Origin of the sequence: Acidovorax sp. 69 (genome assembly GCF_002797445.1) — a bacterium.
Taxonomy (GTDB): Bacteria; Pseudomonadota; Gammaproteobacteria; order Burkholderiales; family Burkholderiaceae_C; genus Acidovorax.
Genome location: NZ_PGEP01000001.1, coordinates 3,821,212 through 3,843,743, shown reverse-complemented (window position 1 = coordinate 3,843,743; position 22,532 = coordinate 3,821,212). Strand labels below are relative to the sequence as shown.

The 22,532-nt window shown below is 64.5% G+C and carries 18 protein-coding genes; 11 read left to right on the top strand and 7 right to left on the bottom strand.

Translation table 11 applies throughout. From position 1 onward, the window contains the following. Positions 1 to 70: 70 nt before the first annotated feature. Both nosZ and CLU85_RS17625 read right to left on the bottom strand, forming a co-directional pair. The gene (nosZ, locus tag CLU85_RS17630; RefSeq protein WP_100411402.1) at positions 71 to 1,996 is read right to left on the bottom strand and encodes a TAT-dependent nitrous-oxide reductase; all 1,926 of its coding nucleotides are present in this window, start codon (positions 1,994 to 1,996) and stop codon (positions 71 to 73) included. Positions 1,997 to 2,018: 22 nt separating this feature from the next. Next, complete coding sequence (locus CLU85_RS17625; RefSeq protein ID WP_100411401.1) at positions 2,019 to 2,381, bottom strand: DUF2946 family protein; 363 nt, start codon at positions 2,379 to 2,381, stop codon at positions 2,019 to 2,021. A 231-nt stretch (positions 2,382 to 2,612) separates the two neighbouring features. On the opposite strand from CLU85_RS17625, the gene CLU85_RS17620 reads away from it, so the two are divergent. Beyond that, positions 2,613 to 3,032: a cytochrome c5 family protein gene (locus CLU85_RS17620; protein WP_100412623.1), complete on the top strand. Its 420-nt coding sequence runs from the start codon at positions 2,613 to 2,615 to the stop codon at positions 3,030 to 3,032. Between the two features lie 11 nt (positions 3,033 to 3,043). Then, positions 3,044 to 4,093 (top strand): FAD:protein FMN transferase, encoded by a 1,050-nt coding sequence (locus tag CLU85_RS17615; RefSeq protein ID WP_100411400.1) that lies wholly within the window; start codon positions 3,044 to 3,046, stop codon positions 4,091 to 4,093. Positions 4,094 to 4,117: 24 nt separating this feature from the next. On the opposite strand, the gene CLU85_RS17610 is transcribed toward CLU85_RS17615, so the two are convergent. Then, on the bottom strand, positions 4,118 to 4,960 hold the full coding sequence (locus CLU85_RS17610) for a symmetrical bis(5'-nucleosyl)-tetraphosphatase (protein ID WP_100411399.1): 843 nt from the start codon (positions 4,958 to 4,960) through the stop codon (positions 4,118 to 4,120). A 652-nt stretch (positions 4,961 to 5,612) separates the two neighbouring features. Between CLU85_RS17610 and CLU85_RS23050 the strand changes: the two genes are divergently transcribed. Beyond that, positions 5,613 to 5,807 (top strand): hypothetical protein, encoded by a 195-nt coding sequence (locus CLU85_RS23050; protein ID WP_157803986.1) that lies wholly within the window; start codon positions 5,613 to 5,615, stop codon positions 5,805 to 5,807. Positions 5,808 to 5,858: 51 nt separating this feature from the next. Beyond that, positions 5,859 to 6,161, top strand: coding sequence for an H-NS histone family protein (locus CLU85_RS17605; RefSeq protein WP_100411398.1), 303 nt, complete (start codon positions 5,859 to 5,861; stop codon positions 6,159 to 6,161). Between the two features lie 254 nt (positions 6,162 to 6,415). On the opposite strand, the gene CLU85_RS17600 is transcribed toward CLU85_RS17605, so the two are convergent. Next, the gene (locus CLU85_RS17600) at positions 6,416 to 7,288 is read right to left on the bottom strand and encodes a helix-turn-helix domain-containing protein (RefSeq protein WP_100412622.1); all 873 of its coding nucleotides are present in this window, start codon (positions 7,286 to 7,288) and stop codon (positions 6,416 to 6,418) included. Positions 7,289 to 7,402: 114 nt separating this feature from the next. On the opposite strand from CLU85_RS17600, the gene CLU85_RS17595 reads away from it, so the two are divergent. The 5 genes from CLU85_RS17595 to CLU85_RS17575 all read left to right on the top strand — a co-directional run bounded on the left by CLU85_RS17595 (position 7,403) and on the right by CLU85_RS17575 (position 18,220). After that, a complete protein-coding gene (locus CLU85_RS17595; RefSeq protein ID WP_100411397.1) occupies positions 7,403 to 7,810 on the top strand; it encodes a hypothetical protein in 408 nt (135 codons plus the stop codon). A gap of 220 nt (positions 7,811 to 8,030) precedes the next feature. Beyond that, on the top strand, positions 8,031 to 10,970 hold the full coding sequence (locus CLU85_RS17590; protein ID WP_100411396.1) for an aconitate hydratase: 2,940 nt from the start codon (positions 8,031 to 8,033) through the stop codon (positions 10,968 to 10,970). 164 nt (positions 10,971 to 11,134) lie between these two features. Then, positions 11,135 to 14,461 (top strand): EAL domain-containing protein, encoded by a 3,327-nt coding sequence (locus CLU85_RS17585; protein ID WP_100411395.1) that lies wholly within the window; start codon positions 11,135 to 11,137, stop codon positions 14,459 to 14,461. After that, entirely contained in the window at positions 14,458 to 16,971 is a 2,514-nt protein-coding gene (locus CLU85_RS17580; protein WP_100411394.1) for an EAL domain-containing protein, read from the top strand. The genes CLU85_RS17585 and CLU85_RS17580 overlap by 4 nt, the downstream gene beginning before the upstream one ends. A 37-nt stretch (positions 16,972 to 17,008) precedes the next feature. Further along, complete coding sequence (locus CLU85_RS17575) at positions 17,009 to 18,220, top strand: FAD-dependent monooxygenase (RefSeq protein ID WP_100411393.1); 1,212 nt, start codon at positions 17,009 to 17,011, stop codon at positions 18,218 to 18,220. 122 nt (positions 18,221 to 18,342) lie between these two features. Here the strand turns inward: CLU85_RS17575 and CLU85_RS17570 are convergent, their stop codons facing one another. Beyond that, complete coding sequence (locus CLU85_RS17570) at positions 18,343 to 18,720, bottom strand: MerR family transcriptional regulator (RefSeq protein WP_100411392.1); 378 nt, start codon at positions 18,718 to 18,720, stop codon at positions 18,343 to 18,345. A 115-nt stretch (positions 18,721 to 18,835) separates the two neighbouring features. Between CLU85_RS17570 and CLU85_RS17565 the strand changes: the two genes are divergently transcribed. Beyond that, entirely contained in the window at positions 18,836 to 19,306 is a 471-nt protein-coding gene (locus CLU85_RS17565) for a hypothetical protein (protein WP_100411391.1), read from the top strand. Here CLU85_RS17565 and CLU85_RS17560 read toward each other — a convergent pair. Continuing rightward, positions 19,278 to 20,456 carry an MFS transporter gene (locus CLU85_RS17560; protein WP_100412621.1) on the bottom strand — a complete coding sequence of 393 codons (1,179 nt, stop codon included), beginning with the start codon at positions 20,454 to 20,456 and terminating at the stop codon, positions 19,278 to 19,280. The two genes, CLU85_RS17565 and CLU85_RS17560, sit on opposite strands and share 29 nt — an antisense overlap. Before the next feature lie 676 nt (positions 20,457 to 21,132). On the opposite strand from CLU85_RS17560, the gene CLU85_RS17555 reads away from it, so the two are divergent. Continuing rightward, on the top strand, positions 21,133 to 21,492 hold the full coding sequence (locus CLU85_RS17555) for an MliC family protein (RefSeq protein WP_100411390.1): 360 nt from the start codon (positions 21,133 to 21,135) through the stop codon (positions 21,490 to 21,492). Between the two features lie 156 nt (positions 21,493 to 21,648). Here CLU85_RS17555 and kynA read toward each other — a convergent pair whose 3' ends face one another. Further along, positions 21,649 to 22,530 carry a tryptophan 2,3-dioxygenase gene (kynA, locus tag CLU85_RS17550; protein WP_100411389.1) on the bottom strand — a complete coding sequence of 294 codons (882 nt, stop codon included), beginning with the start codon at positions 22,528 to 22,530 and terminating at the stop codon, positions 21,649 to 21,651. Positions 22,531 to 22,532 lie beyond the last annotated feature (2 nt).

Sequence of the window (22,532 nt, the reverse complement as noted above, 5' to 3'; positions counted from 1 at the left end):
CTGCGTCCCCCTTCCCGGCGAAGCCGAGAGAAGGGGGAAGGCGCGCAGCGCCTCAGGGGGATGCTCCGAATCACCCCTCCACAATCATCCGTGTGCGCATCTCCAAATGCAGCGCGTGGCAGAAGTGCGTGCAGTAGCACCAGAACACACCGGGCTTGTCGGCCACAAAGCTCACCGACTTGGTCTCCAGCGGGTTCACGATGAAGTTCACGTTGTAGTTCGGGATCGCAAAGCCGTGGGTCAGGTCTTCGATCTTGTCCAGGTTGGTCAGGATCAGCGTGACCTCGTCACCCTTCTTGAGCTTGAACTCGCGCAGGCTGAAGGCCGGGGCTTGCGAAGTCATCTTCACGGTGACCTTCTTGCCATTGCGGAACACGCCGGACTCCTTGGGGTCCTTGACGGCCAGCGGGAACTCGTCGAGCGTGTAGACCTGCTTGGGACGCACCAGGTCGCGCTTGAAGATGATGAAGTCATGGGGCTCGCCGCGCACGGGGTGGTCGGCCAGCAGCACCATCTTCTCGCCCGAGATATCGATGAGCTGCTCGTTCTCGGGGTGCAGCGGGCCCACGGGCAGGAAACGGTCCTTGGAGAACTTGCAACCCACGGCCAGGAACTTGCCGTCGGCGGCCTTGGTCTCGGACTGCGAGGCATTCAAGTGGCCCGGCTGGTATTGCACGTCCAGGCGGTCCACCACGTACTTGGCGGTCTTGTCACCAGCGTGGAACTTGATGGCGGCCTCCACGTTCCACTTCACGACCTGGCTGTCCAGGAACAGGGTGGTGTAGGCATTGCCGCGGCCGTCAAACGCGGTGTGCAATGGGCCCAGGCCCAGCTCCACTTCGGCCACGATGGCGGAGTCCAGCTTTTCGAGCTTGCCTTCGAAGTAGTCGAGCACCTTGGCCAGCTCAATCACTGTGCCGGTGGGCGAGAGCTTGCCGGCGCAGATGAAGTAATTGCCATCAGGGCTGGCGTTCACACCGTGCGGGTTCTTGGGCACCGACACGTAGGCGGTGAGAGCCGTCTTGGGGTCCTTGTTGGCTTCGTGCGTGCCGTCCACCACAGGCACCTTGCTGGTGCCGATGGTCTTGAACTTGCCGGCCTTCACGGCAGCTTCAATGCGGCCCACGTTGAAGAACAGGCAGGCGTCGCGCTCGGCGGACATCATGTCCTCGTACTTCGCGCCCATCTCGGTGTTGTACTGGTTGGTGGCGGCCAGCTTGCCGTCGTACGACGTGGCCACCAGGTCGCAGTTGCCGTCGATCAGCACCTGCCAGCGCACTTCCATCGTTTCTGCATCCACGCAGCTGAACATCGAGCGGTACTTGCTGGAGTCTTCTGTGCCCGTGTTGGGCAGGGGGATAGCGAACTCACCGCCGCAGAACACGCGCGTGGTGTAGTTGATGGCGGGGTCCACCGGGTCGGCCTTGTCTGGGAAGATGCCGTGAAAGCCCTGCACGTTGGGCAGCTTGGTGATCTTGTCGCAGATGAAGTAATCGAGGCGGATGCGGGCGACGCGGCTGTTGATCTTGTCGTTGATCCAGGCGTAGCGGCCGTCGTAGTTGCCGTCCTTGTACGAGGCGTGTGTGTGGTGGGTGTCTGCCACCGTGTATTCGAGGTGACCATCGGGCTTGGTGCCCATCACGGCCTTGGATTCGTTGGTAATGCCCCAGCCCACCAGGGCGTCGGGCACAAAGCAAGGGATGCGGGTGATTTCGCGGCCGGACGGCAGGCCCAGCACGCGCATGTCGCCGGTGTGGCCGCCGCTCCACAGGCCGTAGTAGGTGTCCAGCTCGCCGGGCTTGAGGTGCACGCTGGCGCCCGCGCTGGCATGGCTGGCAGCAGGCGCTGCCGGGGTGGGGGCTGCTGGTGTGGCGGCGCTGGGCTTTTCGTTGCAGGCGGCGACGCCTGCGGTCAGGCCCACCAGGGCTGCGGTGTTGATGAAGCTGCGTCGGCCCAAGCCGACGTGTGCGGGTTGCAGGTCTTTTTTGTCGCTCATGGTTTTCCTCTTTAGGATGGGCTCAGTTGAAAAGGGGTGGTGCACGGGCAGGGGGGCTCACTGCCGCCCCTCCCTGTGCGGAAAGTGGTGTGTGGAGGCGGGGCTGAAATGTGGGGGCCGTTGCTGCAGGTGTTGCTGTGGCGGGAGTGGTGGGCGGCGTGTCGGCGGCCAGGCACAAGGGGCAGTCCAGACCTGCGGCATCTGACGCAACCAGGCCGTCGGTGGTCTTCATCACCAGCCGGGTGGCGCCTTTGCCAGAACCGGAGCAGACCACCTCCATGCCCTTGGGCGATATCAGCGGGGAGGCCATGGCCACACCCAGCGCCATGACAAACCACGCCAGCACCCAAAGGCGCAGTGTTCGAAGGGTTTGGTGGCTTTGCATGGGTTGGATAATAGATTCACATAATATGAATCAATTTGATCTGGATCATGTTTTGACAGGGCTTGCACCTGCCCAAAAGTGCCTCTTGCACCTACAGTTCATAGGCCGGTTTGAAGAGCGCCTGGGCAAAGCCCGCCGGGCCGCTTTCAGGCTGTGCGGTGGGCTTGCTCCGCGCGCAGTCACAGGCACCTTTGGATGGTTGTTTCAACAACAAAGAACAGGATGTATGCGATGCAAAAGAAAACCGTGATGGTCGCCGTGGCGATCGTGGCCGCACTGCTGGCCGGTTGCGGCGACAAGAAGTCGGAACCCGCAGTGGCTGCAACGCCTGCTGCACCCGCAGCCGTGACGGCTCCAGCGCCCGCAGCGGCCCCCGCCGCCCCGGCTGCCGCAGAGAACGAACTGGGCAAGAGCGTGTTCGGTAAAACCTGCGCCATGTGCCATGCCGCTGGTGTGGCTGGTGCCCCCAAGCCAGGCGACAAGGCCGACTGGGGCCCGCGCATTGCCCAAGGCAAGGACACGCTGTACAAACATGCGATCGAAGGCTTCACTGGGGCCAAGGGCATGATGCCGGCCAAGGGCGGCTCTGCCAACTTGACCGATGCCGAGGTCAAGGCCGCCGTGGACTTCATGGCCGACAAGTCGCTCTGAGCGGAGGCGCCATGCAGCAGGCTTCTCTGTGCCCCCAGGGTTTGACGCGGCGCCGCATGGCGATGGCGCTGCCCTTGCTGGGCAGCATGTTCTGCGGTGCTGGTGCAGCGGCGGGGGCACGGGAGGCTTCCGAGCGCAGCACCCGGCCACTGATGGGCACACAGGTCGATATGGTGGCCGCAGGCCCCGATAGGCTGCTGTTGCGCGAGGCCATGGACCGCGCTTATGCAGAGATGCAAAGACTGGAAGCGCTCATGAGCCGCTACCAGCCGCGCAGTGTGGTCAGCCGCATCAACCTGGCTGCGGGAATCGTGCCTGTGGCCGTGCCGCCTGAAGTCATGGCGGTGCTTCAAAGCGCTCAGCGTGTGTCAGCGATGAGCCGCGGCGCGTTCGATGTGACCGTAGGGGCTCTCAAGTCCTGGAACTTTGGTCCGGGTGAAAAAGTGGTGCCGGGTGCGCATGAGATTGCGCGGCAGTTGCCCTTGGTCGATGCACGGGGTCTGGCGCTGGATACCCCTGCGGGGACGGCCTTCCTGGCCCGTCAGGGCATGGCGCTGGACCTGGGCGGTATCGCCAAGCTCCCGATCCTGGAGGCAGGCATGCAAGTGCTGCGCGCGCAGGGTGTCGAAAACGCCCTGATCAACGGTGGGGGCGATGTGCTGACCCAAGGGCAGTGGCAAGGACGGCCCTGGCGTGTGGGGCTGCGCGACCCGCGTGCCCCCGAGCGATTGCTGGGTGTGGTGGCGGTGGCTGGCACCGGGGTTGTGGCGTCGTCGGGCGACTACGAGCGCTGCTTCTTCTATGAAGGGCAGCGCCAGCACCACGTGCTCAATCCGCACACGGGCCGCCCGACATCGGGCGTGCACGGTGTGAGCATGGTGGCGCGGGACGTGGCGGCCGTTAACGGCCTGGGCGCTGCGCTGATGGTGCAGGGCCCGCAGGTGGGCAGGGCGCTGGCGCAGCAGCGCATGCCGGGGCTGGCCGTGTTGATTGCTGGGCTGGACGGTGGCGTCTGGCAGTCGGCGGCGATGTCGGCCCTTCTGGAGCCTGCGACGTCCTGATTCTTGTGAACTCTGTGGTGGCCCTCAGCCGGGTGCCTGGGCCTGCTCGCAATGCACCTGGATCAGCTTACGGTCCGCAAGCGTCGCGCCAAACCGCACGGCGCTCAGGCAGCCGCCCCACACGCAGCCGGTGTCCAGCCCCAGCAGATCGCTGCGATTGAGCCAGCCCAGCGTGGACCAGTGCCCAAACGCCATCAGCGTGCCGGCTGTGCGTCGCCCTGGCACGTCGAACCAGGGCATGAGCCCAGGTGGAGCGGCACTGGCACTTTCGGTGCTCTCGAAATCCATCACACCATCGGCCGAGCAGAACCGCAGTCGGGTGAGTGCATTCACGATCGCCCGCAGGCGCTCGGTGCCTTGGAGTCCTTCGCTCCAGCGGTCGGGTGTGTTGCCATACATGGCCTGCAAAAAGGCGGGCAGATCGGGGCTGCGCAAGACCGCATGCACTTCATCGGCATAGGCCAGCGTGTCGGCTGCAGTCCAGGTGGGAAGCACACCGGCATGCACCATCAGCAAGGCCTGTCCGGCATGTGTGTGGGTACGGGCCAGAGCTTGCTGGCGCACCCAGTCAAGCATGGCATTGCGGTCGGGCGCGTTTAGTACAGTGCCCAGCGTGTCGCGCCGCGAGGGCTTGCGTGCGCCATGCGCGGCGGCCAGAAGGTGCAGGTCGTGGTTGCCCAGCAGGCAGCGGATGGCATCGCCATGCCGCATGCAGCGGCGCAGCACGGCGGCCGAGTCCGGCCCCCGGTTGACGAGATCGCCCAACAGGTAGACGGTGTCCTGGCTTGCGGAAAAGCCGATGGTGTCCAGCAGGCGGCCGAGAGCGCTATCGCAGCCCTGAATGTCGCCGATACAGTAGAGTGCCATGGTGCTTGTTTGGTGGAATGAAGCGTGGATTTTCTGCTGATCGCGCTACGGACGCTGACTCATGGTGTGTTCGCGACGTCTGAGCTTGCTTTGGCTTAGAGCCGCAAGGCGCGCCGGACCCGCAAAGGACCCTGCCGTAGTCCTGCCAGAAACCCCGAGTCGCATGGCACTGCTGCAGCAGCTCGGGGACGACTCCCGTCGCATGGTGTTTGTGGAGGGTGAATATGGGGTGGTACACGGCATCATGACCCCGCGATTTACTGAAAGCCATTACCTGAGAGCTTCAACCCGGGACTGGCGCCGATGCGTGGGCCACTACAGCGAGACGACGGGTATGGCTGCTGGATAGGCGTAGGGCGGTGAACGAACGCAAGACGCGTCCAGGGACCCTCTGCACGAATCAACGTGCCGTGTGCATCTGCGGCCCCGGGCGGTCTGCCGTGTTGCAAATACTCGCAATAGCTACCGCTATTGCTGCGTTTTGCGCCTTGCAGCCCATCCCGATCCGCAGCGCACCCTTACCACTTGATTCGTTCAGAGGAACCCTAGATATTAGGGATTTGCCATAAGAAGGTCGTCGACGCGATAACACCCTGACAGGTTTTTTGATGACAGAAGCAGGGCATTTTCCCGCCGTAGGTGCGCGTATTGCGTGAATGTGCTGGATATTCGGGTGCTGGGGTTGTACGGCAAGAGAAGTGACCGGGTATCGGCACAACGTGAAGCGGAAGTCCTTGAGAAATGGGTCATGGCCCCAATACCGGGCGTCTTGTGCGCTGAATATCAGGGTGCCAGTCAATTGTGGTTTTTTTCGGGATTTTTTGGCATGGCCCACCTGTACTTCTGATTATTCATATAATCAGGGCGTCACCAACCTCACACCTCTTATTTAGACACCATGACCAGCTACAAAGAACTTTTGAAGCAGCGTGAAGCCCTTGAGCAACAAATCAGCGAAGCCCGACGCCGTGAACTGTCGGACGCTGTGGCCCAGGTTCGCGCACTGGTGGTCGAATATGGCTTGACCGCTCAGGATGTGTTCCCGGCTGGCAAAGCTGCGGGCAAAGCGGGCCGCAGCTCCACTGCGGGCTCCAAGGTCGCGCCCAAGTACCGCGATCCCGCCACCGGCCAAACCTGGACAGGCCGTGGCAAAGCCCCCAAGTGGATTCAAAATGAAAGCCGCGAAAAGTTTGCCATTTAAGCACGGTCGTTCGCTAATAAAAAAACCCGCATCAGCGGGTTTTTTTTATGGGTTGCAGTGATGGTTTTTTCTGTAAATGCATCACGGAGGGTGGCCCGGGGTCTTTGGTGGGACCTGCGGTAAAAGCCCCTTGTTTGGCGTGTCTGTCTTGTGTGCCTGCATGGTGAATGGGATCCCGGTGGCTTGTGCTCCACGCGGGTGACTGCAGGCCGCGTTTGGCAACGCCATACAAGGCCACCTGCCATGGGGTTGTTTCAGGTCGCGCAATTGTCGCGGGCTATTGCACGCAGCACATTGGCTGTGTATTCATCGGCCGGAAAGAACGACTCCACGGCCAACTCCTGCAGCGTCACATCCACCGGGGTGCCGAATATCGTGGTGGTGCTGATGAGTGACAGCATACCGTGCACACTTTCAAAACAAAAAGGCATGACCACACCCAGCATTTCCCCCGCCAAAACCAGTGGGCAGGGTTCCTCGGGGGCAGGATATTCCATCAGTTCCGTCTGCAGGGCTATCAGTGCGGGGTCGGCCGTGGCCTGAATCTGCTGGCGCAATCGCTCAAACAGGTGGTGGCGCCATTGCGCCAGGTTGGTGATGCGCGGCGCCAGCCCCTGGGGGTGCAGGCTCAGGCGGAATACGTTGACTGGGGGCGTGAGCAATTCGGCGCTGACATGCGCGGCCAGCAGGGCCTGCGCGGCCCGGTTGGTAGCGATCACGTTCCAGCAGCGATCGAGTGCAATGGCGGGGCAGGGTTCATGGCCCCTGAGCACCAGCTCCACCGCCTGGCGTGCTGCCGCCAGCGCCGGGTCGTCCAGCGCCCGTTCGCGGTACATCGGTGCGTAGCCTGCGGCCACCAACAGGGCGTTGCGCTCGCGCAGCGGGATGGACAGCCGCTCGCACAGGCGCAGCACCATCTCGCGGCTGGGGTTGGTGCGGCCGGTTTCCATGAAGCTCACATGCCTGGTGGAGATATCCGCCTCGTTGGCCAGCTCCAGTTGACTCAGGTGCCGCTGCTGGCGCCAGGTGCGCAGGTGGTCGCCGAACGATGCAGGCCCCGTTGGTGCCTCCCGGTGCGGCAAGGCGTGGCGCGGGGATCGATGCAAGGGGGTGGGCGTGGGCTTCATGGGCCCCATCCTAGGATCAAACCGCCCACAGGCCATTACCTGGCAGGTCATCGACGCGGTGCGCCGGGGCGGGAACGATGGAGCCTTCTTCATTCTTCCGCCAAGGAGTTTTCCATGTTCAAGCTGATGTCCTCTCCCCGATTCCTGCGCGCCGTGGTCTGGTTCGATGCCTCCACGGGGCTTCTGCTGGGTGCCCTGCACCTGCTGTTGACAGCACCGCTGGCCGAGTGGCTGGGCCTGCCGCCGGGGCTGCTGCAGGTGACGGGAGCCCTGCTGCTGGGCTATGCGGCCCTGGCTGTGGCGATTGCGCAGTCCGAGCCTATGCCCCGTGGCTGGCTATGGCTGCTGATTGTGGGCAACTTTGCCTGGGCGCTGGCCAGCCTGGCGCTGCTGCTGGGCTCCGCGCTCACACCCACCTTGCTGGGGCAGGCCTATCTGATGGTGCATGGGGTGTCGGTGGCCGCGCTGGCCGAGCTGCAGTGGCTGGGGGTGCGCCGCCTGCCCAGATGGGCGGCCGCTTGACGGACCCTTTTTTGCTCCTGAAAGAATAGCTGTCTGCGCTTATTCAAAAAGCGCAAGGGGCACTTTTACTCAAAAATTGCGCGGGAGCGGCTTGGGCCGGCCCGCGACCACGCCGCATGGGCCTATATGGGGCCTATGGGCCGTGCCCGCATAGCCCCACGATTGCACCGTCATCCAGGACTGCCAGAATAGGCTTTGTTGCCTTTCACCGGAGTTCGCCATGGCCGTATCACGCAAGTTGTCGCCCAAGCCCGCCCGCAACGCGTTTGCCAACACCCTCAAAAGCTTCAAGACAGCGTCTGGCAAAGAAGGCCAGTTCTACTCGCTGCCCGCGCTGGCCAGGCAGTTCCCCCAGATCCAGCGCCTGCCCGTGTCGATCCGCATCGTGCTCGAATCGGTGCTGCGCAATTGCGATGGGCGCAAGGTGACGGCAGAGCATGTGAAGCAACTGGCGCACTGGGCGCCCAATGCCGAGCGCAAGGACGAAATTCCGTTCGTGGTCTCGCGCGTGGTGCTGCAAGACTTTACCGGCGTGCCGCTGCTGGCTGACCTGGCCGCGATGCGCAGCGTGGCCGCGCGCCTGGGCAAGAACCCCAAGAAGATCGAGCCGCTGGTGCCCGTGGACCTGGTGGTGGACCACTCCATCATGGTGGACCACTACGGCAAGAAGAATTCGCTCGACCTGAACATGAAGCTCGAGTTCCAGCGCAACCGGGAGCGCTACGAGTTCATGAAATGGGGCATGCAGGCCTTTGACACCTTTGGCGTGGTGCCCCCGGGCTTTGGCATCGTGCACCAGGTCAACCTCGAATACCTGGCGCGTGGTGTGCACAAGCGCAAGGATGGTCTGTATTTCCCCGACACCCTGGTCGGCACCGACAGCCACACCACCATGATCAACGGCATTGGGGTGGTGGGCTGGGGCGTGGGCGGTATCGAGGCCGAAGCCGCCATGCTGGGCCAGCCCGTGTACTTCCTCACCCCCGATGTGGTGGGCTTTGATATGACCGGCCGGTTGCGCGAGGGCGTGACGGCCACCGACCTGGTGCTCACGGTGACCGAGCTGCTGCGCCAGCACAAGGTGGTGGGCAAGTTCGTGGAGTTTTTCGGCGAAGGCACGCGCACGCTGTCACTGCCCGACCGCGCCACCATCGGCAACATGGCGCCCGAGTACGGCGCCACCATGGGGTTCTTTCCGGTCGATGAAAAGACCATCGACTACTTTCAGGGCACGGGCCGCACCAAGGCCGAGATCGAAGCCTTCGAAGCCTACTTCAAGGCCCAGGGCCTGTTTGGCGTGCCCCTGGCCGGGGAGATCGATTACTCGCAGGTCGTGAAGCTCGACCTGGGCAGCGTCACCCCCAGTTTGGCAGGCCCCAAGCGCCCACAAGACCGCATCGAGCTGGGCCAGGTCAGCCGCCAGTTTGCAGACCTGTTCAGCCAACCCAATGCGCAAAACGGCTTCAACCGGCCGGCTGAGCTGCTGCACACCCGTCACCATATTCACCGCGGCCAGGACATGGTTCAGGAGGCCGCGCCCAAGGACAAACCAGCGCCTGCGGGTGCACCCCGCTCCCTGGCGGAAATGGAGGGCAACAAACCCGCTTTGGCCACTGCCCATGCCGACGCCACGGCTGTGATGCCCACCAAAGGGGCGGACCCTACCGTCGGCAATGGCGACGTGCTGATTGCGGCCATCACCAGCTGCACCAACACCAGCAACCCCAGCGTGCTGCTGGCCGCTGGCCTCCTGGCCAAAAAGGCGGTGGAGGCGGGGCTCAAGGTGCAGCCGCACATCAAGACATCGCTGGCCCCTGGCTCGCGCATCGTGACGGAATACCTCACGCAAACGGGCCTGCTGCCCTACCTGGAAAAGCTGGGTTTTGCGCTGGCCGGCTACGGCTGCACCACCTGCATCGGCAATGCGGGCGACCTCACGCCCGAGCTGAACGAGGCCATCACCAGCAACGACCTGATTTGCGCGGCCGTGCTGTCGGGCAACCGCAATTTCGAGGCGCGCATCCACCCCAACCTCAAGGCCAACTTCCTGGCCAGCCCGCCGCTGGTGGTGGCCTATGCCATCGCGGGCACGGTGCTCAAGGACCTGATAACCGAGCCGGTGGGCCAGGGCAAGGGGGGCAAAGACATTTACCTGGGCGACATCTGGCCGACCAGCGACGAAGTCCACGCCCTGCTGAAGTTCGCCATGAACGGCAAGGCCTTCCGTGAGAACTACGCCAAGGTCGCCACCGACCCTGGCAAGCTGTGGGAAAAGATCAAGGGTGTGAGCGGCACGGCCTACACCTGGCCCGCCAGCACCTACATTGCCGAGCCCCCGTTCTTTGCCCAGTTTGCTCTCGAAAGAGGAGCTGCTATCGCAGGCAAATCAAGCGCTGGAGGCCAAAATGATGTCAAACTTCCCTCGGTGCTCGGCGCCCGCATCATGGCGCTGTTTGGCGACTCCATCACCACCGACCACATCTCGCCTGCAGGCTCGATCAAAGAGAGTTCACCCGCCGGCCAGTGGCTGCTGCAGCACGGCGTGCAGAAGGCGGACTTCAACAGCTACGGCGCGCGGCGCGGCAACCACGACGTGATGGTGCGTGGCACCTTTGCCAACGTGCGCATCAAGAACCTCATGATTCCGCCCACGGCCGATGGCTCGCGCGAAGAGGGCGGGGTGACCGTGTTCCAGAACGAAGGTGCGCTGCAGGGCGAGAAGATGTTCATCTTTGATGCCGCCATGCAGTACATGGCGCAGCGCACACCCACGGTGATTTTTGCGGGCGAGGAATACGGCACCGGCTCCAGCCGCGACTGGGCCGCCAAGGGCACGCAACTGCTGGGCATCAAGGCCGTGGTGGCGCGCAGTTTTGAGCGCATTCATCGCTCCAACCTGGTGGGCATGGGCGTGCTGCCGCTGCAGTTCAAGGCGGGCGAATCGTGGGAGTCGCTGGGCCTCACGGGCTCGGAGGTCATTGACGTGGTGCCTGATGTGGACCTTGCGCCACAAAGTGATGCCCAATTGGTGATCCACCGCGCCGATGGCAGCCGCCAGGAGGTCACCGTGACCCTGCGCATCGACACCCCCATCGAGGTGGACTACTACCAGGCCGGGGGCATTCTGCCCTTTGTGCTGCGACAGTTGCTGGAAGACTGAACCAAGGATTCCGGTACGCAGGGGCAGCGGGGCTTCGGCCCCGTTTTTTGTGGGGGCTGCGCTTTGTTGCACGGCCGAGTTGACACTCTGGTTATTTCTTTACGCGTAGATACACTTGTGCCGTAGTGTCTCAGTAAATCCTCTCCGGCAGCTCCACCCCTCGTATGTCTTCCCCCCACAGCCTTCAGCCTGGGCGTCCGCTCCTGTCGGATGCGCCTGCCGTCACGGTGGTGTTGGTCGTGGCTGTGCTGGTGCTTGTGATCCTCCCGCTGGCACAGATGCTTGGCGACGGCGCGGGTGCTCAGTATGGTTTGGAGCCATTTCTGGAGCTGGTCGCTGTTTTGCTGGGGCTGCTGGTGGTGTCAGTGTCGCTGCATGCCCTTGAAGCGCAGGAGCAGGCCAGGGCCAATGTGCTGGTGGCGGGATTCGGGGTGGCGGCGGCTTGCAACTTTCTGCACGGGGTGCTGGTGCACTCCGGTGCTGGGGGCTCGCTGCTGAGCAGTACCGACATTTCCCTGTGGCTGAGCCGTGGGGCTCGGGTGGCCGAGGCGGTCACACTGGGGCTCACGGCCGCGCGTTTGTCCGCGCCGGGGGCCGCCAGGGCATGGTTGGTGGTGGCCGGTGCCATTACGCTGGTCTTGGTGGGTTCCGCCCTGGGGCCCTTGCCGGGATGGTTTGCTCACGCGGCCGATGGCGTGTTGCCCCAGGTGGTAGCCGCTGGGCTGGCGGTGGTGCTCGGGGTGTCTGCGGTGGTGTTGTATCGCAGCGCCCACCGCCGCGACCCTCAGCCACGCGAGCTTCTATTCGCCTGGGCCGCTGTTGTTTTTGCGTGTGGCGAACTGACCCTGGTTTTGCTGGGCCGGAACACGTTTGTCGGCGGCCCGTTGGCCCATGGGTTGCGGGTGATCGCCTATGCGCTGCTGTACCAGGCGGTGTTTGATGCGGGCATCCGCCGGCCGTTTGCACGCATTCAGGAGGCTGAAAGCCGCCTGCGTGAAAGCGAGAGCCGCTTGTCGCTGCTGGGGCGCAATCTCCCGCACAGTGTATTGTTTCAGGTGGTGCGCGAACTGGATGGGCGTGTGCACTTCGTGCACATGGGTGATGCCATCGAGCGGCTCAATGGGGTCAGCGCCGAAGAGGTGCAGAACGATCCCGGGGTGCTTTACCGACAGATCCTGGAGGAAGACATCAACGGCTTGCGGCAGGCAGAGAGGCAGTCCTTCTTGTCAATGACCAGCCTGGAGACGGTTTTCCGTTTGCGCCGTACCGATGGGCAGGTGCGCTGGATGCACCTGAGTTCATCGCCGCGGATGCTGCAGGACGGCCGCGTGTTGTGGGACGGAGTGCAGACGGACATTACCGTCCACCACGAGGCCGAAGAGGCCGCACATGCCAAAGATGCGCTCATGGCCAACATGCTGCGCCACGTGCCCGGCGGGGTGGCACGGCTCGATCGTGATCTGCGCGTTCTGTATGTCAACGAGCAGCAGGCGCGCTGGCTGTACAAACGGCCACAGGACCTGCAGGGCCAGCGCTTGCAGGATGTGATTGCCCCCGAGGTGTTTGCGCGCATGCAGCCCCACTTCGACAAGGCCTTCGCGGGCGAAACGGCGGTGTTTGAAAACCGCATTGACGGGCCTGATGGCATGCAGTACCGCCACACCACCATCGCACTCGAAACCGTTGCGGGTGAGGACACACCGGCCGTGGTGCTGTTTTCTTACGATCTCACGGCACTCAAGCGCATCGAGCAGGAGCTGGCCCACCAGAAAGCGCACTTGGCCAGCGTGGTCAGTGCCATACCTGACATGGTGTTCCTCAAGGATGCAGAGGGGGTTTATCTGTCTGTCAATCCGGTGTTTGAGCGGTTTGTCGGCAGACCTGAGCAGCAGATATTGGGACGCAATGACTACGACCTGACCACCCCCGCCGAGGCCGATCGCTTTCGCAAATATGACCAGCGTGCCATGCATGCCTGGCAGCCTCTGGTGTACGAAGAGACGCTCACCTTTGCGGAAGACGGCTACCAGGGCCGGTTTGAAACCATCAAGACCCCCATCCGCGACCTGCATGGCCGTGTGACGGGCGTGTTGGGCGTGTGCCGCGACATCACGGACCGCAAACGCGCAGAGCAAGAAATCGAGCGCCTGGCCTTCTACGACGCACTCACGGGCCTGCCCAACCGGCGCCTGCTGCTCGATCGCCTGCAACGCTCCATCGCCGCCTGCCAGCGCACCAAGAACCTCGGCGCCCTGCTGTTCATCGACCTCGATAACTTCAAAGACCTGAACGACACCCTGGGCCACGACATGGGCGACCAGCTCCTGGCCCAGGTGGCCACCCGCCTGGTGGGCAGCGTGCGCGAAGCCGACACCGTCGCCCGCTTTGGCGGTGACGAATTCGTCGTCATGCTCGAAGCCCTGGCCCCCGATCTGCAAGAAGCCGCCACCCAGGCAGAAACCGTCGCCGAAAAGCTCCTGGCCAGCCTGAACCAGCCGTTTGATCTGGACGGCGGCCAGCACTACAGCACCCCCAGCATCGGCATCACCCTCTTTGGCGACGAACGCCTCACCGTGGACGAACTGCTCAAACGCGCAGACCTGGCCATGTACCAGGCCAAAGCCGCAGGACGCAACACCCAGCGCTTCTTCGACCCCGACATGCAAGCGGCCGTCAACGCCCGCTCCAACCTGGAAGCCGACCTGCGCCAAGGCCTGGCCCGGGGCGAACTGCTCGTGCACTACCAACCCGTGGTCGACCACCACGCCCGCCTCATGGGAGCCGAAGCCCTGGTGCGCTGGCTCCACCCCCAGCGCGGCATGATCAGCCCCGGCGACTTCATCCCCCTGGCAGAACAAACCGGCCTCATCCTCCCACTGGGCCAATACGTACTGCAAACCGCCTGCGAACAACTGCAGCGCTGGAGCCAGCACGAAACCACCGCCCACCTGTCCATCTCGGTCAACGTCAGCGCCCGGCAATTCAGGCAGGCAGGCTTCGTGGCCCAAGTGCTGCAGACCCTCAAGAGCCACAACGCAGACCCCAGAAAACTCAAACTCGAACTCACAGAAAGCCTGCTGCTGGGGGACATCGAAGACACCATCGCGCGCATGGTGCAGCTCAAGAGTGAAGGCGTGGGGTTTGCGCTTGATGACTTTGGCACCGGCTACTCATCGCTGTCGTACCTCAAGCGCCTGCCGCTGGACCAGGTGAAGATCGACCAGAGCTTTGTGCGGGACGTGCTGACAGACCCGAACGACGCGGCGATAGTGCGGACCATATTGGCGCTGGCCAAGAGCCTGGATCTGGAGGTGGTGGCCGAGGGGGTGGAGACGACGGGGCAGTTGTCATTCCTGAGGCTGCACGGGTGCGAGGGGTTCCAGGGGTATTTGTTTGGCCGGCCGGTCCCCATGGACGTGTTTGTGCGCGAGCACCAGCTGGGCCTCATGGCACAACCCGTGGCCACTGTGCCGGAGGGACGCAAGCCATGACGGGCGTGGCGGTCTTGTGGGTGGACATCGACACGCAGCACGCAGCGACCGCGCGGCGGCTGCTGGCTGCCCGTTTCCCGGACTGGCGTGTAGTGAACAGCCCCACGCCCGAAACCGCCATGGCGCCACTGGCGTCGCAGGCCTGGGACGCCGTGGTGCTGTGCCTCAAGCCCTCGGACCAGGAGCTGCCTGGCCTGCTGGAGCTGTGCGCGGGCCGCCCGGTGCTGATGTGCATCGATGCCACGCAAGAGGCCCTGGCCGCACGCGCTTTTCGCTGTGGGCTGGGCGACTATGTGCTGCGCGAGCCAGACGATGTCTCGCACCTGAGCGAGCTGCTCAACCGCTTGGTGGCCCTGGTGCAAAACGCCCAAGGGCAAGGTCACCCGGTGCGTATGGTGGACGCGCGCATCTGGCAGGAGGCGCTGACGATGCTGCAGGAACAGCGCACGGCCTTGCAGGCCACGCTGGCCAGCATGAGCCAGGGCATTTTCAAGACCGGGCCTGATGGGCGCATCACCGTCTACAACCAGCGCGTGCTGGAGCTGCTCAACCTGCCCGAATCGCTGATGGCCATGCGCCCCACGCTGGCCGACCTGACGCGCGTGCAGGCCGAACGCGGTGACTTCGGCGAGGGATACAGCCTGGTGGACCGGCGCGGGCACGACTACATCGCCCAAGGTGCTGTGGCCGCCGCCCCCGCGTTGTACTGGCGCACCTCACGCGATGGCCGCACTTTGGAGGTGCGCACGACCACGTTGGCCGATGGAAGCCTGGTGCGCACCTTTGCCGATGTGAGTGACTACGTGCGGGTGGAGAACGAGTTGCGTGAGAGCGAGTCGCGTTTTCGGTCGCTGAGCGATCTCTCGTCCGACTGGTACTGGGAGCACGATGCCGAGGGCCGCTTTGTGCAACTGGCGGGTGACCTGAGCGTGAACGGTATTCCGCTGTCGAGCGTGATGGGGCGCACGCGCTGGGAGATCGGTGCTCTGAACATGAGCGATGCCGACTGGGCGGTGCACCGCGCGGTATTGGCATCGCACCAGCCGTTTCGCGACCTGGAGCTGCAGCGCAAGCGCGCGGATGGCAGCATGCACTGGATATCGGTCAGCGGCGTGCCCGTGATCGACGCCGACGGTACGCTGCGCGGCTACCGGGGCGTGGGCCGCGACATCACCGAGCGCAAGCAGGTGGAGGCCCAGATCGAGCGCCTGGCGTTTTATGACTCCCTGACCGGCCTGCCCAACCGCCGCCTGCTGGTGGACCGGCTGCAGCATGCCACGCTGGCGGTGGCGCGCTCGGGCACCCAGGGGGCGCTGCTGTTCATCGATCTCGACAACTTCAAGGACCTCAATGACACCTTGGGCCATGACACGGGCGACCAGTTGCTCTTGCAGGTGGCGCAACGCCTGAAAGGCTGTGTGCGCGAGGCCGACACCGTGGCCCGCTTTGGGGGCGATGAGTTCGTGGTACTGGTCGAAGGCCTCAGCGCCGATGCCGACCATGCCAGCGCCGAGGCCGCACTGGTGGCCAGCCACATCGCCACGACACTGGGCAAACCCTACGCATTGGGCGAGGCCAGCCACCACAGCACGCCCAGTATTGGCATCGCGCTGTTTGGCCAGCAGGCCTGCAGCGTGGACGAGCTGCTCAAGCATGCCGATCTGGCCATGTACCAGGCCAAGGCGGCAGGCCGCAACACCCAGCGTTTCTTTGACCCCGATATGCAGGCGGCGGTCAGCAACCGCTCGGCCCTGGAGGCCGACCTGCGTCGGGGCTTGCAAGAAAAGGAGCTGGTGCTGTACTACCAGCCCGTGGTGGACGGAAAGGGCCGCCTGCAGGGCGCAGAGGCGCTGGTGCGCTGGCGCCACCCGCGCCGGGGCATGGTGTCGCCGGCCGAATTCATTCCCCTGGCGGAACAAACGGGGCTCATCCTGCCGCTGGGCCAGTGGGTGCTGGAGACCGCCTGTGCACAGCTTGTGACGTGGTCGCGCAGCTCGCTCACGCGGCAGTTCTTTCTGTCCGTCAACGTGAGCGTGCGGCAGTTCCGTCAGCCCGATTTTGTCGAACGGGTGCTGGGCACGCTGGACGCTACCGGAGCCAACCCCGAGCGCCTCAAGCTCGAACTTACCGAAAGCCTGCTGCTGGCCGATGTCGAGGACATCATTGCGCGCATGGAGCACCTGCGCCGCTATGGCGTGGGCTTTTCGCTCGACGACTTTGGCACAGGCTATTCGTCGCTGAGTTACCTCAAGCGCCTGCCGCTGGACCAGCTCAAGATCGACCAGAGTTTTGTGCGCGACCTGCAGACCGACCCGAACGACGCGGCCATCGTGCGCACCATCCTGGCCCTGGCCGACAGCCTGGACTTGGCCGTGGTCGCTGAAGGGGTCGAGACCACGGGTCAGCTCGAATTTTTGCAACGCTACGGCTGCAAGTCTTTTCAGGGCTACCTGTTTGGCCGCCCCATGCCGCCCGAGGTACTGGAGCGCGCGCTGCGGCCTGCGCTATGACAAGAGCAACCCCGTCCAGGCCCGCGACAATCGGCACATGAAAAAACAGGTATTGGTCGCTGGTGGCGGCATTGGCGGCTTGGCTGCGGCGTTGGGCGCATCGCGTGCGGGCTGGGACGTCAGGTTGTATGAGCGCGCTGCGGCATTCAGCGAAGTGGGTGCAGGCGTGCAGATCGGGCCCAACGTGGTGCGCCGCCTGCAGGCCTGGGGCCTGCAGCAGCCTTTGCAGGCCGTGGCGGCATTTCCCAGCCGCCTGCAGGTGCGCAACGCCGTCAGTGGTCGCGAGTTGGCCGTGTTGCCATTGGGCTCCACGGCGGTGGAGCGCTATGGCGCGGCCTACGCCACCATTCATCGGGCCGATCTGCATGGCCTGCTGCTGGCCGCAGTGACCAAATACACCGATACGCAATGCCACCTGGAGCATGCGATCGACGGGTTCACCGATGCTGAAGGTGTTGTCACCGTGCGCACCAGCCGGGGCAAAGAGGTCGAGGGCGATGCCCTGATCGGCGCCGATGGCCTGTGGAGCCGCACACGCACCCAGTTGCTGGGCGCTGTACCGCCCCGCGTGACGGGTCATCTGGCCTATCGGGCCCTGGTGCCCCAGCACGCGCTGCCCAATGCCCTGCGCACCGGCCAGGTGACCGCCTGGCTTGGCCCGCGCCTGCACGCGGTGCAATATCCCGTGCGCCGGGGCGAGCTGCAGAACATTGTTGTCATCGTGCAGGGCCCGGCGCCCCAGGACCTGGAGAACTGGGACCACGCCGCCAACGCCGCTGGCCTCGAACATGCCCTGCAGGGGACCTGCACGGCGCTGCAGGATGTGGTGCGCAGCGTGAGCGCCGCGGGGGGGCCAGGCTGGCGCCTGTGGCCGCTGTGCGACCGCCCGCCCGTGCAAAACGCGGGCGAGATGGCGCAAGGCCTGGTGGGCCTGCTGGGCGATGCCGCCCACCCCATGCGCCCTTATCTGGCGCAGGGCGCGGGCATGGCGATTGAAGACGCGGCCGAGTTGCAGCGCGCGCTGGCCATGCACGACCTGGACGTGCCGCTGCGCCTGCGCCGCTACGCCCTCAACCGCTGGCAGCGCAACGCGCGCGTGCAGGCCCGGTCTGCGCGCAACGGCCGCATCTTCCATGCCACCGGGCCCGTGCGCTGGGGACGCGACCTGTCATTGCGCCTGTTGGGCGAGCGGGTGCTGGACGTGCCGTGGTTGTACCGGGGCGATGGCTCCAGTGCCAGTTCGTTGTAGTTGCTATTAAATAGATAGCTGTTTGCGCATATTCCATTGGCGCTAGAACCCGTTTTGATGCAAATCCGTGCCGCAGCGGCTTGCACAGGCCCCTGCCGCCCGATCCGCCGTGGTGTCGGGCGTCAGCCGGGTCTTGCCGCGTGTTGTGGCACGTCCCGCAACGGGCAGTCGGTGGCCACACGTTCGGCCAGCGTCTGGCGCAAGGCCTGCAGCGCTGCAATGCGGACATCGATTTCTTGCAGCTTGGTGGCCAGCACCTGGGCCAGTGCGGGGCCAGGGTCGGCGGCGTCCCAGATGGCGGGCAGCCGGTCGCCAATCTCGGCCAGCGTGAAGCCCAGCTGCTGTGCGGTGCGGATGTATTGCACCAGCATCACGGCCTCGGCCGGGTAGTCACGGTAGCCGTTGCCCAGACGCCGCGCGCGGATGAGGCCCTGTTGCTCATAGAAGCGCAGTGCCTCGCGGCTCAGGCCCGAGGCGGTGGCCAGTTCTCCGATCAGCATGGGGTTCCTTCGAACAGGGTGGTTGGGGTGCTCAAACAACAACAAAGTGCTTGACCCTGAAGCGTACTTCAGGCCTGACCCTCGGGGCTTCTCTCACTCGCCCGATGGTCCACCCATGTCCTTGCCTGCGCTCTCCCATCCCCGTTACCAGCGCATCGTCCGCGCCAGCGGCTGGTACGACCTGCTCGTCACCTGGCCTTTTGCCTTGCCCTGGACCTTTGCCTGGCTTTACACCCAATTGGGGCAAATCGCCCAGGCGCTGGCGCTGCCCGGCACGTTGCACCCGCTTGACACGACGCACATGCTGCTGGCCAACCTGCTGGGGTCGGTGGTGGTGGTGTGGTCGGTGGCGCGCATCGCTGCGCCCACCTTGCTGCTCGGGCGGCTCGATGGTGTGGCGCGGTTCCTGTTCGCCGCCTGGCAGATCTATGCCGTGGCACACGGTGCCAATGCCATCGTGCTCGGTTTCACAGCGTTTGAGTTGCTGTTCGGCGTGCTGCAGTGGTGGCGTGTTGCGGGCGCCGGCGTTGCACTGTGCCCACCCGGCCCCAGGCGGCTCAGTGTGCCGGTGCAGGCAGGCACCTGAAGGCCAGAGCGCCCGTCGCCAGCATGCTGGCAATGGTCAGCATCACGGCCACATAGGGGTCCGCGCCCTGCGCGGTGGCGATCGAGGCGGCAACGCCCGTCACCCACTGCATCAGCGCCACGCCCAGAAACAACGCCATGGTGAACACCGCCATGGCGCGCCCCGTCATGGCGGCCGGGTAGGCAGAGCGCACGTCGGCGTACTGCAGCACCATGTAGCCCGACAGCAGGCCCACAGCGATGGAGCCGCACACATCCAGCCATTCGGCGTGCAGGAAACCGATGGCCGCAAACAAGGCGGCCAGCACGAGGGTGAAGCCCAGCAGCCAGCGTCTGCGCCGCGCAGGGCCCGGGTCCATCCGGCCAAAAAAAGCCGGGCTGAACAGCGACACCAGCGACGACAACATGGCCACGTTGCCGCTGGCCACCAGCGAATACCCGTGCCGTTCGATCAGCAGCGGCCCCAGCCACAGCCCGCGCAATGTGAGAAACGAGGCATAGGTCGTCAGCGCCAGCAGCATGATGCCGGCCGTGTGCGGCAGCAGGAACAAAGCACCAAAGCCGCGCACCGCCTGCAACACCGATTCACGCGGTGGGGCATCGTGCAGTGGCTGTGCGGGCTCGTGCACCCTCCAGAAGATCAGCAGCCATGCCAACGCGGCGAGGCACGCCAGCACGCCAAACCCCATGCGCCACGACGATTGCTGCACCAGCCAGGCCAGCGGCGTACCCGTGAACAGCATGCCCACCCCGCCCACACCCATGGCTACACCCGACACCATCGCAAAACGGCTTGCCGGAAAGTAGCGCGCGATGAACACCGTGCACACCAGAAAGGCAGGGGCACATCCCACACCAATCAGCACCTGCCCCAGCAGCACCGCCCCATAGCCCGGTGCCAGTGCCGACAGCAACGATCCCGCAATCGCCAGTGGAAACGCCACCAGCAGCGTGCGTCGAACGCCATACAGGTCGATGCCGATGCCCATGAAGAGCTGCATGGTGCCAAAGGCAAACGCAAACGCCCCGGCAAAAACGCCCAACGCCTGTGCCGACAGCCCGAACTCGGCACGCAGCCCCGTCGCCATGATGGCCGTGATGGTGCGAAACGCCTGGCTCAGCGCAAAGCCGCCCACCAACGCCAACAGCATGGACCAGGCGACGCGGGGCGTGAGCTGTGGGGGAGGGGTGGGGGAAAGGGGCGCCTGCACAGTGTCGGGTCTCCAAAAAGGGGCGGCAGTAACGGCAGCCCGGCCCTGCGAGGGTACATGGGCAAGCCAGCGGCTGCTGTCTCGTTGGGATGGGCGGGTTGCGGACTGTGGATGTCCACCCGGGCGCTCTGGTTTGCGCGGCTCTAAGGGTATCTCCCAGGCCGTCAGGGGCGCTGACCCCCGGGGGCGCCCAAAGGGGCGGTTTTTTGCCCAATAGCGCGCAATCGTGCGTGTCTGCGGGGCATTGCATTGCTCCGTGCTCCCAATCACACGCGATCCGGAACCCTTCTGGGCCGTCATGAAGGCGCCACAGGGAGGGGTCAGACTTTAGAGGAGGCTCTCGATGTGGGGATCACCCCAATCGACGGGGCATGGACCGTGAGGCAATCTTGTGGTCATGCCCTGTGCTGGGTGTTGAGTGGGTTCTGAAGTCGCAGGTTTCGGTCTCTCGCATGCAGTGGATGGGATGCACCGCCCCGGGGTTATGGAGGGGCGTGCAGTCAGGTGGCAAGGTTTGTGCTTGTGAGTCGTTCAGTGACCCCGGTGGTCGGTGGCCGCAAGCAGTTGGCAGGTTGGTGTGTGTGCAGCGATGTGCACCGCTTCTCAGGAGTGACCGATGAAGAAGATGCTTACGTTGTGTTCCGGTGCGCTGGCAACCCTGGTGTTGTCAGGATGCGCAAGCCAGCCCCCGGCGCTGCAGGCCTTTGGCGAGCCGACCGACAGCAGCATGCAGTTCGCCTGCGGCAACGGTGAAAAGGTGGAAATGCAGTTCTACCCCGAGCAGGGACACAGCGTGCTGCGGCGCAGTGGCTGGACGGTGGACTTGCCCAAGCAGGCGACCGAGTCGGGTTATGCCTTTAGCAACGGCCCCACCACTGTGCTGGGCAAGGGCAATGAGCTGACCATCCAGATTGGCCACCTGGCACCGATCTGGTGCCGCAGCAACCGCCCCATGATGGTGGCGGGCGTCAAGTAAGCCCCCCAAAACCCTCGCAGCGGTGCTGGCCTTGTACCGCGACAGGGCACACCCCAACGAATGCAGACAGCCGCCAGAGCTTCCCCCGAAGCGTCGGCGGCTTTTTTCTGCCCAGTCCTCTGGTTCAACCGCCGGGTCTGATGGTGTGAAGCCCCTTCACAGATCGGTGCGCAGCTTCCAGATCTCGGGGAACAGCACCACGTCCAGCATCTTGCGCAGGTAGCTCACGCCGCCGGTGCCGCCGGTGCCGCGCTTGAAGCCGATCACGCGCTCCACGGTTGTCACGTGGCGGAATCGCCAGAGGCGGAAGGCGTCTTCCAGGTCGGTCAGCTCCTCACCCAGCTGGTACAGGTCCCAATGTTGCCCGGGGTTGCGGTACACCACCAACCACGCTTGTTCCACCGCATCGCTTTCGGCGTAGGGCAGCGTCCAGTCGCGCTCAGTGTGGGTGGCGGGCACGGCAATGCCACGGCGTGCCAGCAGGCGCAGGGCCTCGTCGTACAGCGAAGGCGCCTCGTATGCGGCCTGCACCTGCGCCAGCAGGTCGGCGCGGTGCTCGTGGGGTTTGAGCATGGCGCGGTTCTTGTTGCCCATGGCAAATTCAATGCTGCGGTACTGGTAGCTTTGAAAGCCACTGGACTGGCCCAGGTAGGGGCGCATGGCGCTGTACTCGGGCGGGGTCATGGTGGCCAGCACGTCCCAGGCGTGCACCAATTGCTCCATGATTTTGCTCACACGCGCCAGCATCTTGAAGGCGGGCTGCAGCTCGTCGCGTGCGATGTGGCCAATGGCCGCGCGCAGCTCGTGCAGCATGAGCTTCATCCACAGCTCGCTGGTCTGGTGCTGCACGATGAACAGCATCTCGTCGTGCGCGGGCGACAGCGGCTTTTGCGCCGTGAGGATGGCGTCGAGCTGCAGGTAGTCGCCGTAGCTCATTGACTTGCTGAAGTCGAGCTGGGCGCGCTCTTCGTGCACGATGGATTCGGGCAGGGCGGCTGGCTTTTCATCACCTGCGGGGGTTTGGGAGAAGGGGCACATGC

Coding starts and splice junctions, on each gene's coding strand:
- nosZ (WP_100411402.1), bottom strand. CDS start 1,996: ATGAGCGACAAAAAAGACCTGCAACCCGCACACGTCGGCTTGGGCCGA.
- CLU85_RS17625 (WP_100411401.1), bottom strand. CDS start 2,381: ATGCAAAGCCACCAAACCCTTCGAACACTGCGCCTTTGGGTGCTGGCG.
- CLU85_RS17620 (WP_100412623.1), top strand. CDS start 2,613: ATGCAAAAGAAAACCGTGATGGTCGCCGTGGCGATCGTGGCCGCACTG.
- CLU85_RS17615 (WP_100411400.1), top strand. CDS start 3,044: ATGCAGCAGGCTTCTCTGTGCCCCCAGGGTTTGACGCGGCGCCGCATG.
- CLU85_RS17610 (WP_100411399.1), bottom strand. CDS start 4,960: ATGGCACTCTACTGTATCGGCGACATTCAGGGCTGCGATAGCGCTCTC.
- CLU85_RS17605 (WP_100411398.1), top strand. CDS start 5,859: ATGACCAGCTACAAAGAACTTTTGAAGCAGCGTGAAGCCCTTGAGCAA.
- CLU85_RS17600 (WP_100412622.1), bottom strand. CDS start 7,288: ATGAAGCCCACGCCCACCCCCTTGCATCGATCCCCGCGCCACGCCTTG.
- CLU85_RS17595 (WP_100411397.1), top strand. CDS start 7,403: ATGTTCAAGCTGATGTCCTCTCCCCGATTCCTGCGCGCCGTGGTCTGG.
- CLU85_RS17590 (WP_100411396.1), top strand. CDS start 8,031: ATGGCCGTATCACGCAAGTTGTCGCCCAAGCCCGCCCGCAACGCGTTT.
- CLU85_RS17585 (WP_100411395.1), top strand. CDS start 11,135: ATGTCTTCCCCCCACAGCCTTCAGCCTGGGCGTCCGCTCCTGTCGGAT.
- CLU85_RS17580 (WP_100411394.1), top strand. CDS start 14,458: ATGACGGGCGTGGCGGTCTTGTGGGTGGACATCGACACGCAGCACGCA.
- CLU85_RS17575 (WP_100411393.1), top strand. CDS start 17,009: ATGAAAAAACAGGTATTGGTCGCTGGTGGCGGCATTGGCGGCTTGGCT.
- CLU85_RS17570 (WP_100411392.1), bottom strand. CDS start 18,720: ATGCTGATCGGAGAACTGGCCACCGCCTCGGGCCTGAGCCGCGAGGCA.
- CLU85_RS17565 (WP_100411391.1), top strand. CDS start 18,836: ATGTCCTTGCCTGCGCTCTCCCATCCCCGTTACCAGCGCATCGTCCGC.
- CLU85_RS17560 (WP_100412621.1), bottom strand. CDS start 20,456: ATGCTGTTGGCGTTGGTGGGCGGCTTTGCGCTGAGCCAGGCGTTTCGC.
- CLU85_RS17555 (WP_100411390.1), top strand. CDS start 21,133: ATGAAGAAGATGCTTACGTTGTGTTCCGGTGCGCTGGCAACCCTGGTG.
- kynA (WP_100411389.1), bottom strand. CDS start 22,530: ATGTGCCCCTTCTCCCAAACCCCCGCAGGTGATGAAAAGCCAGCCGCC.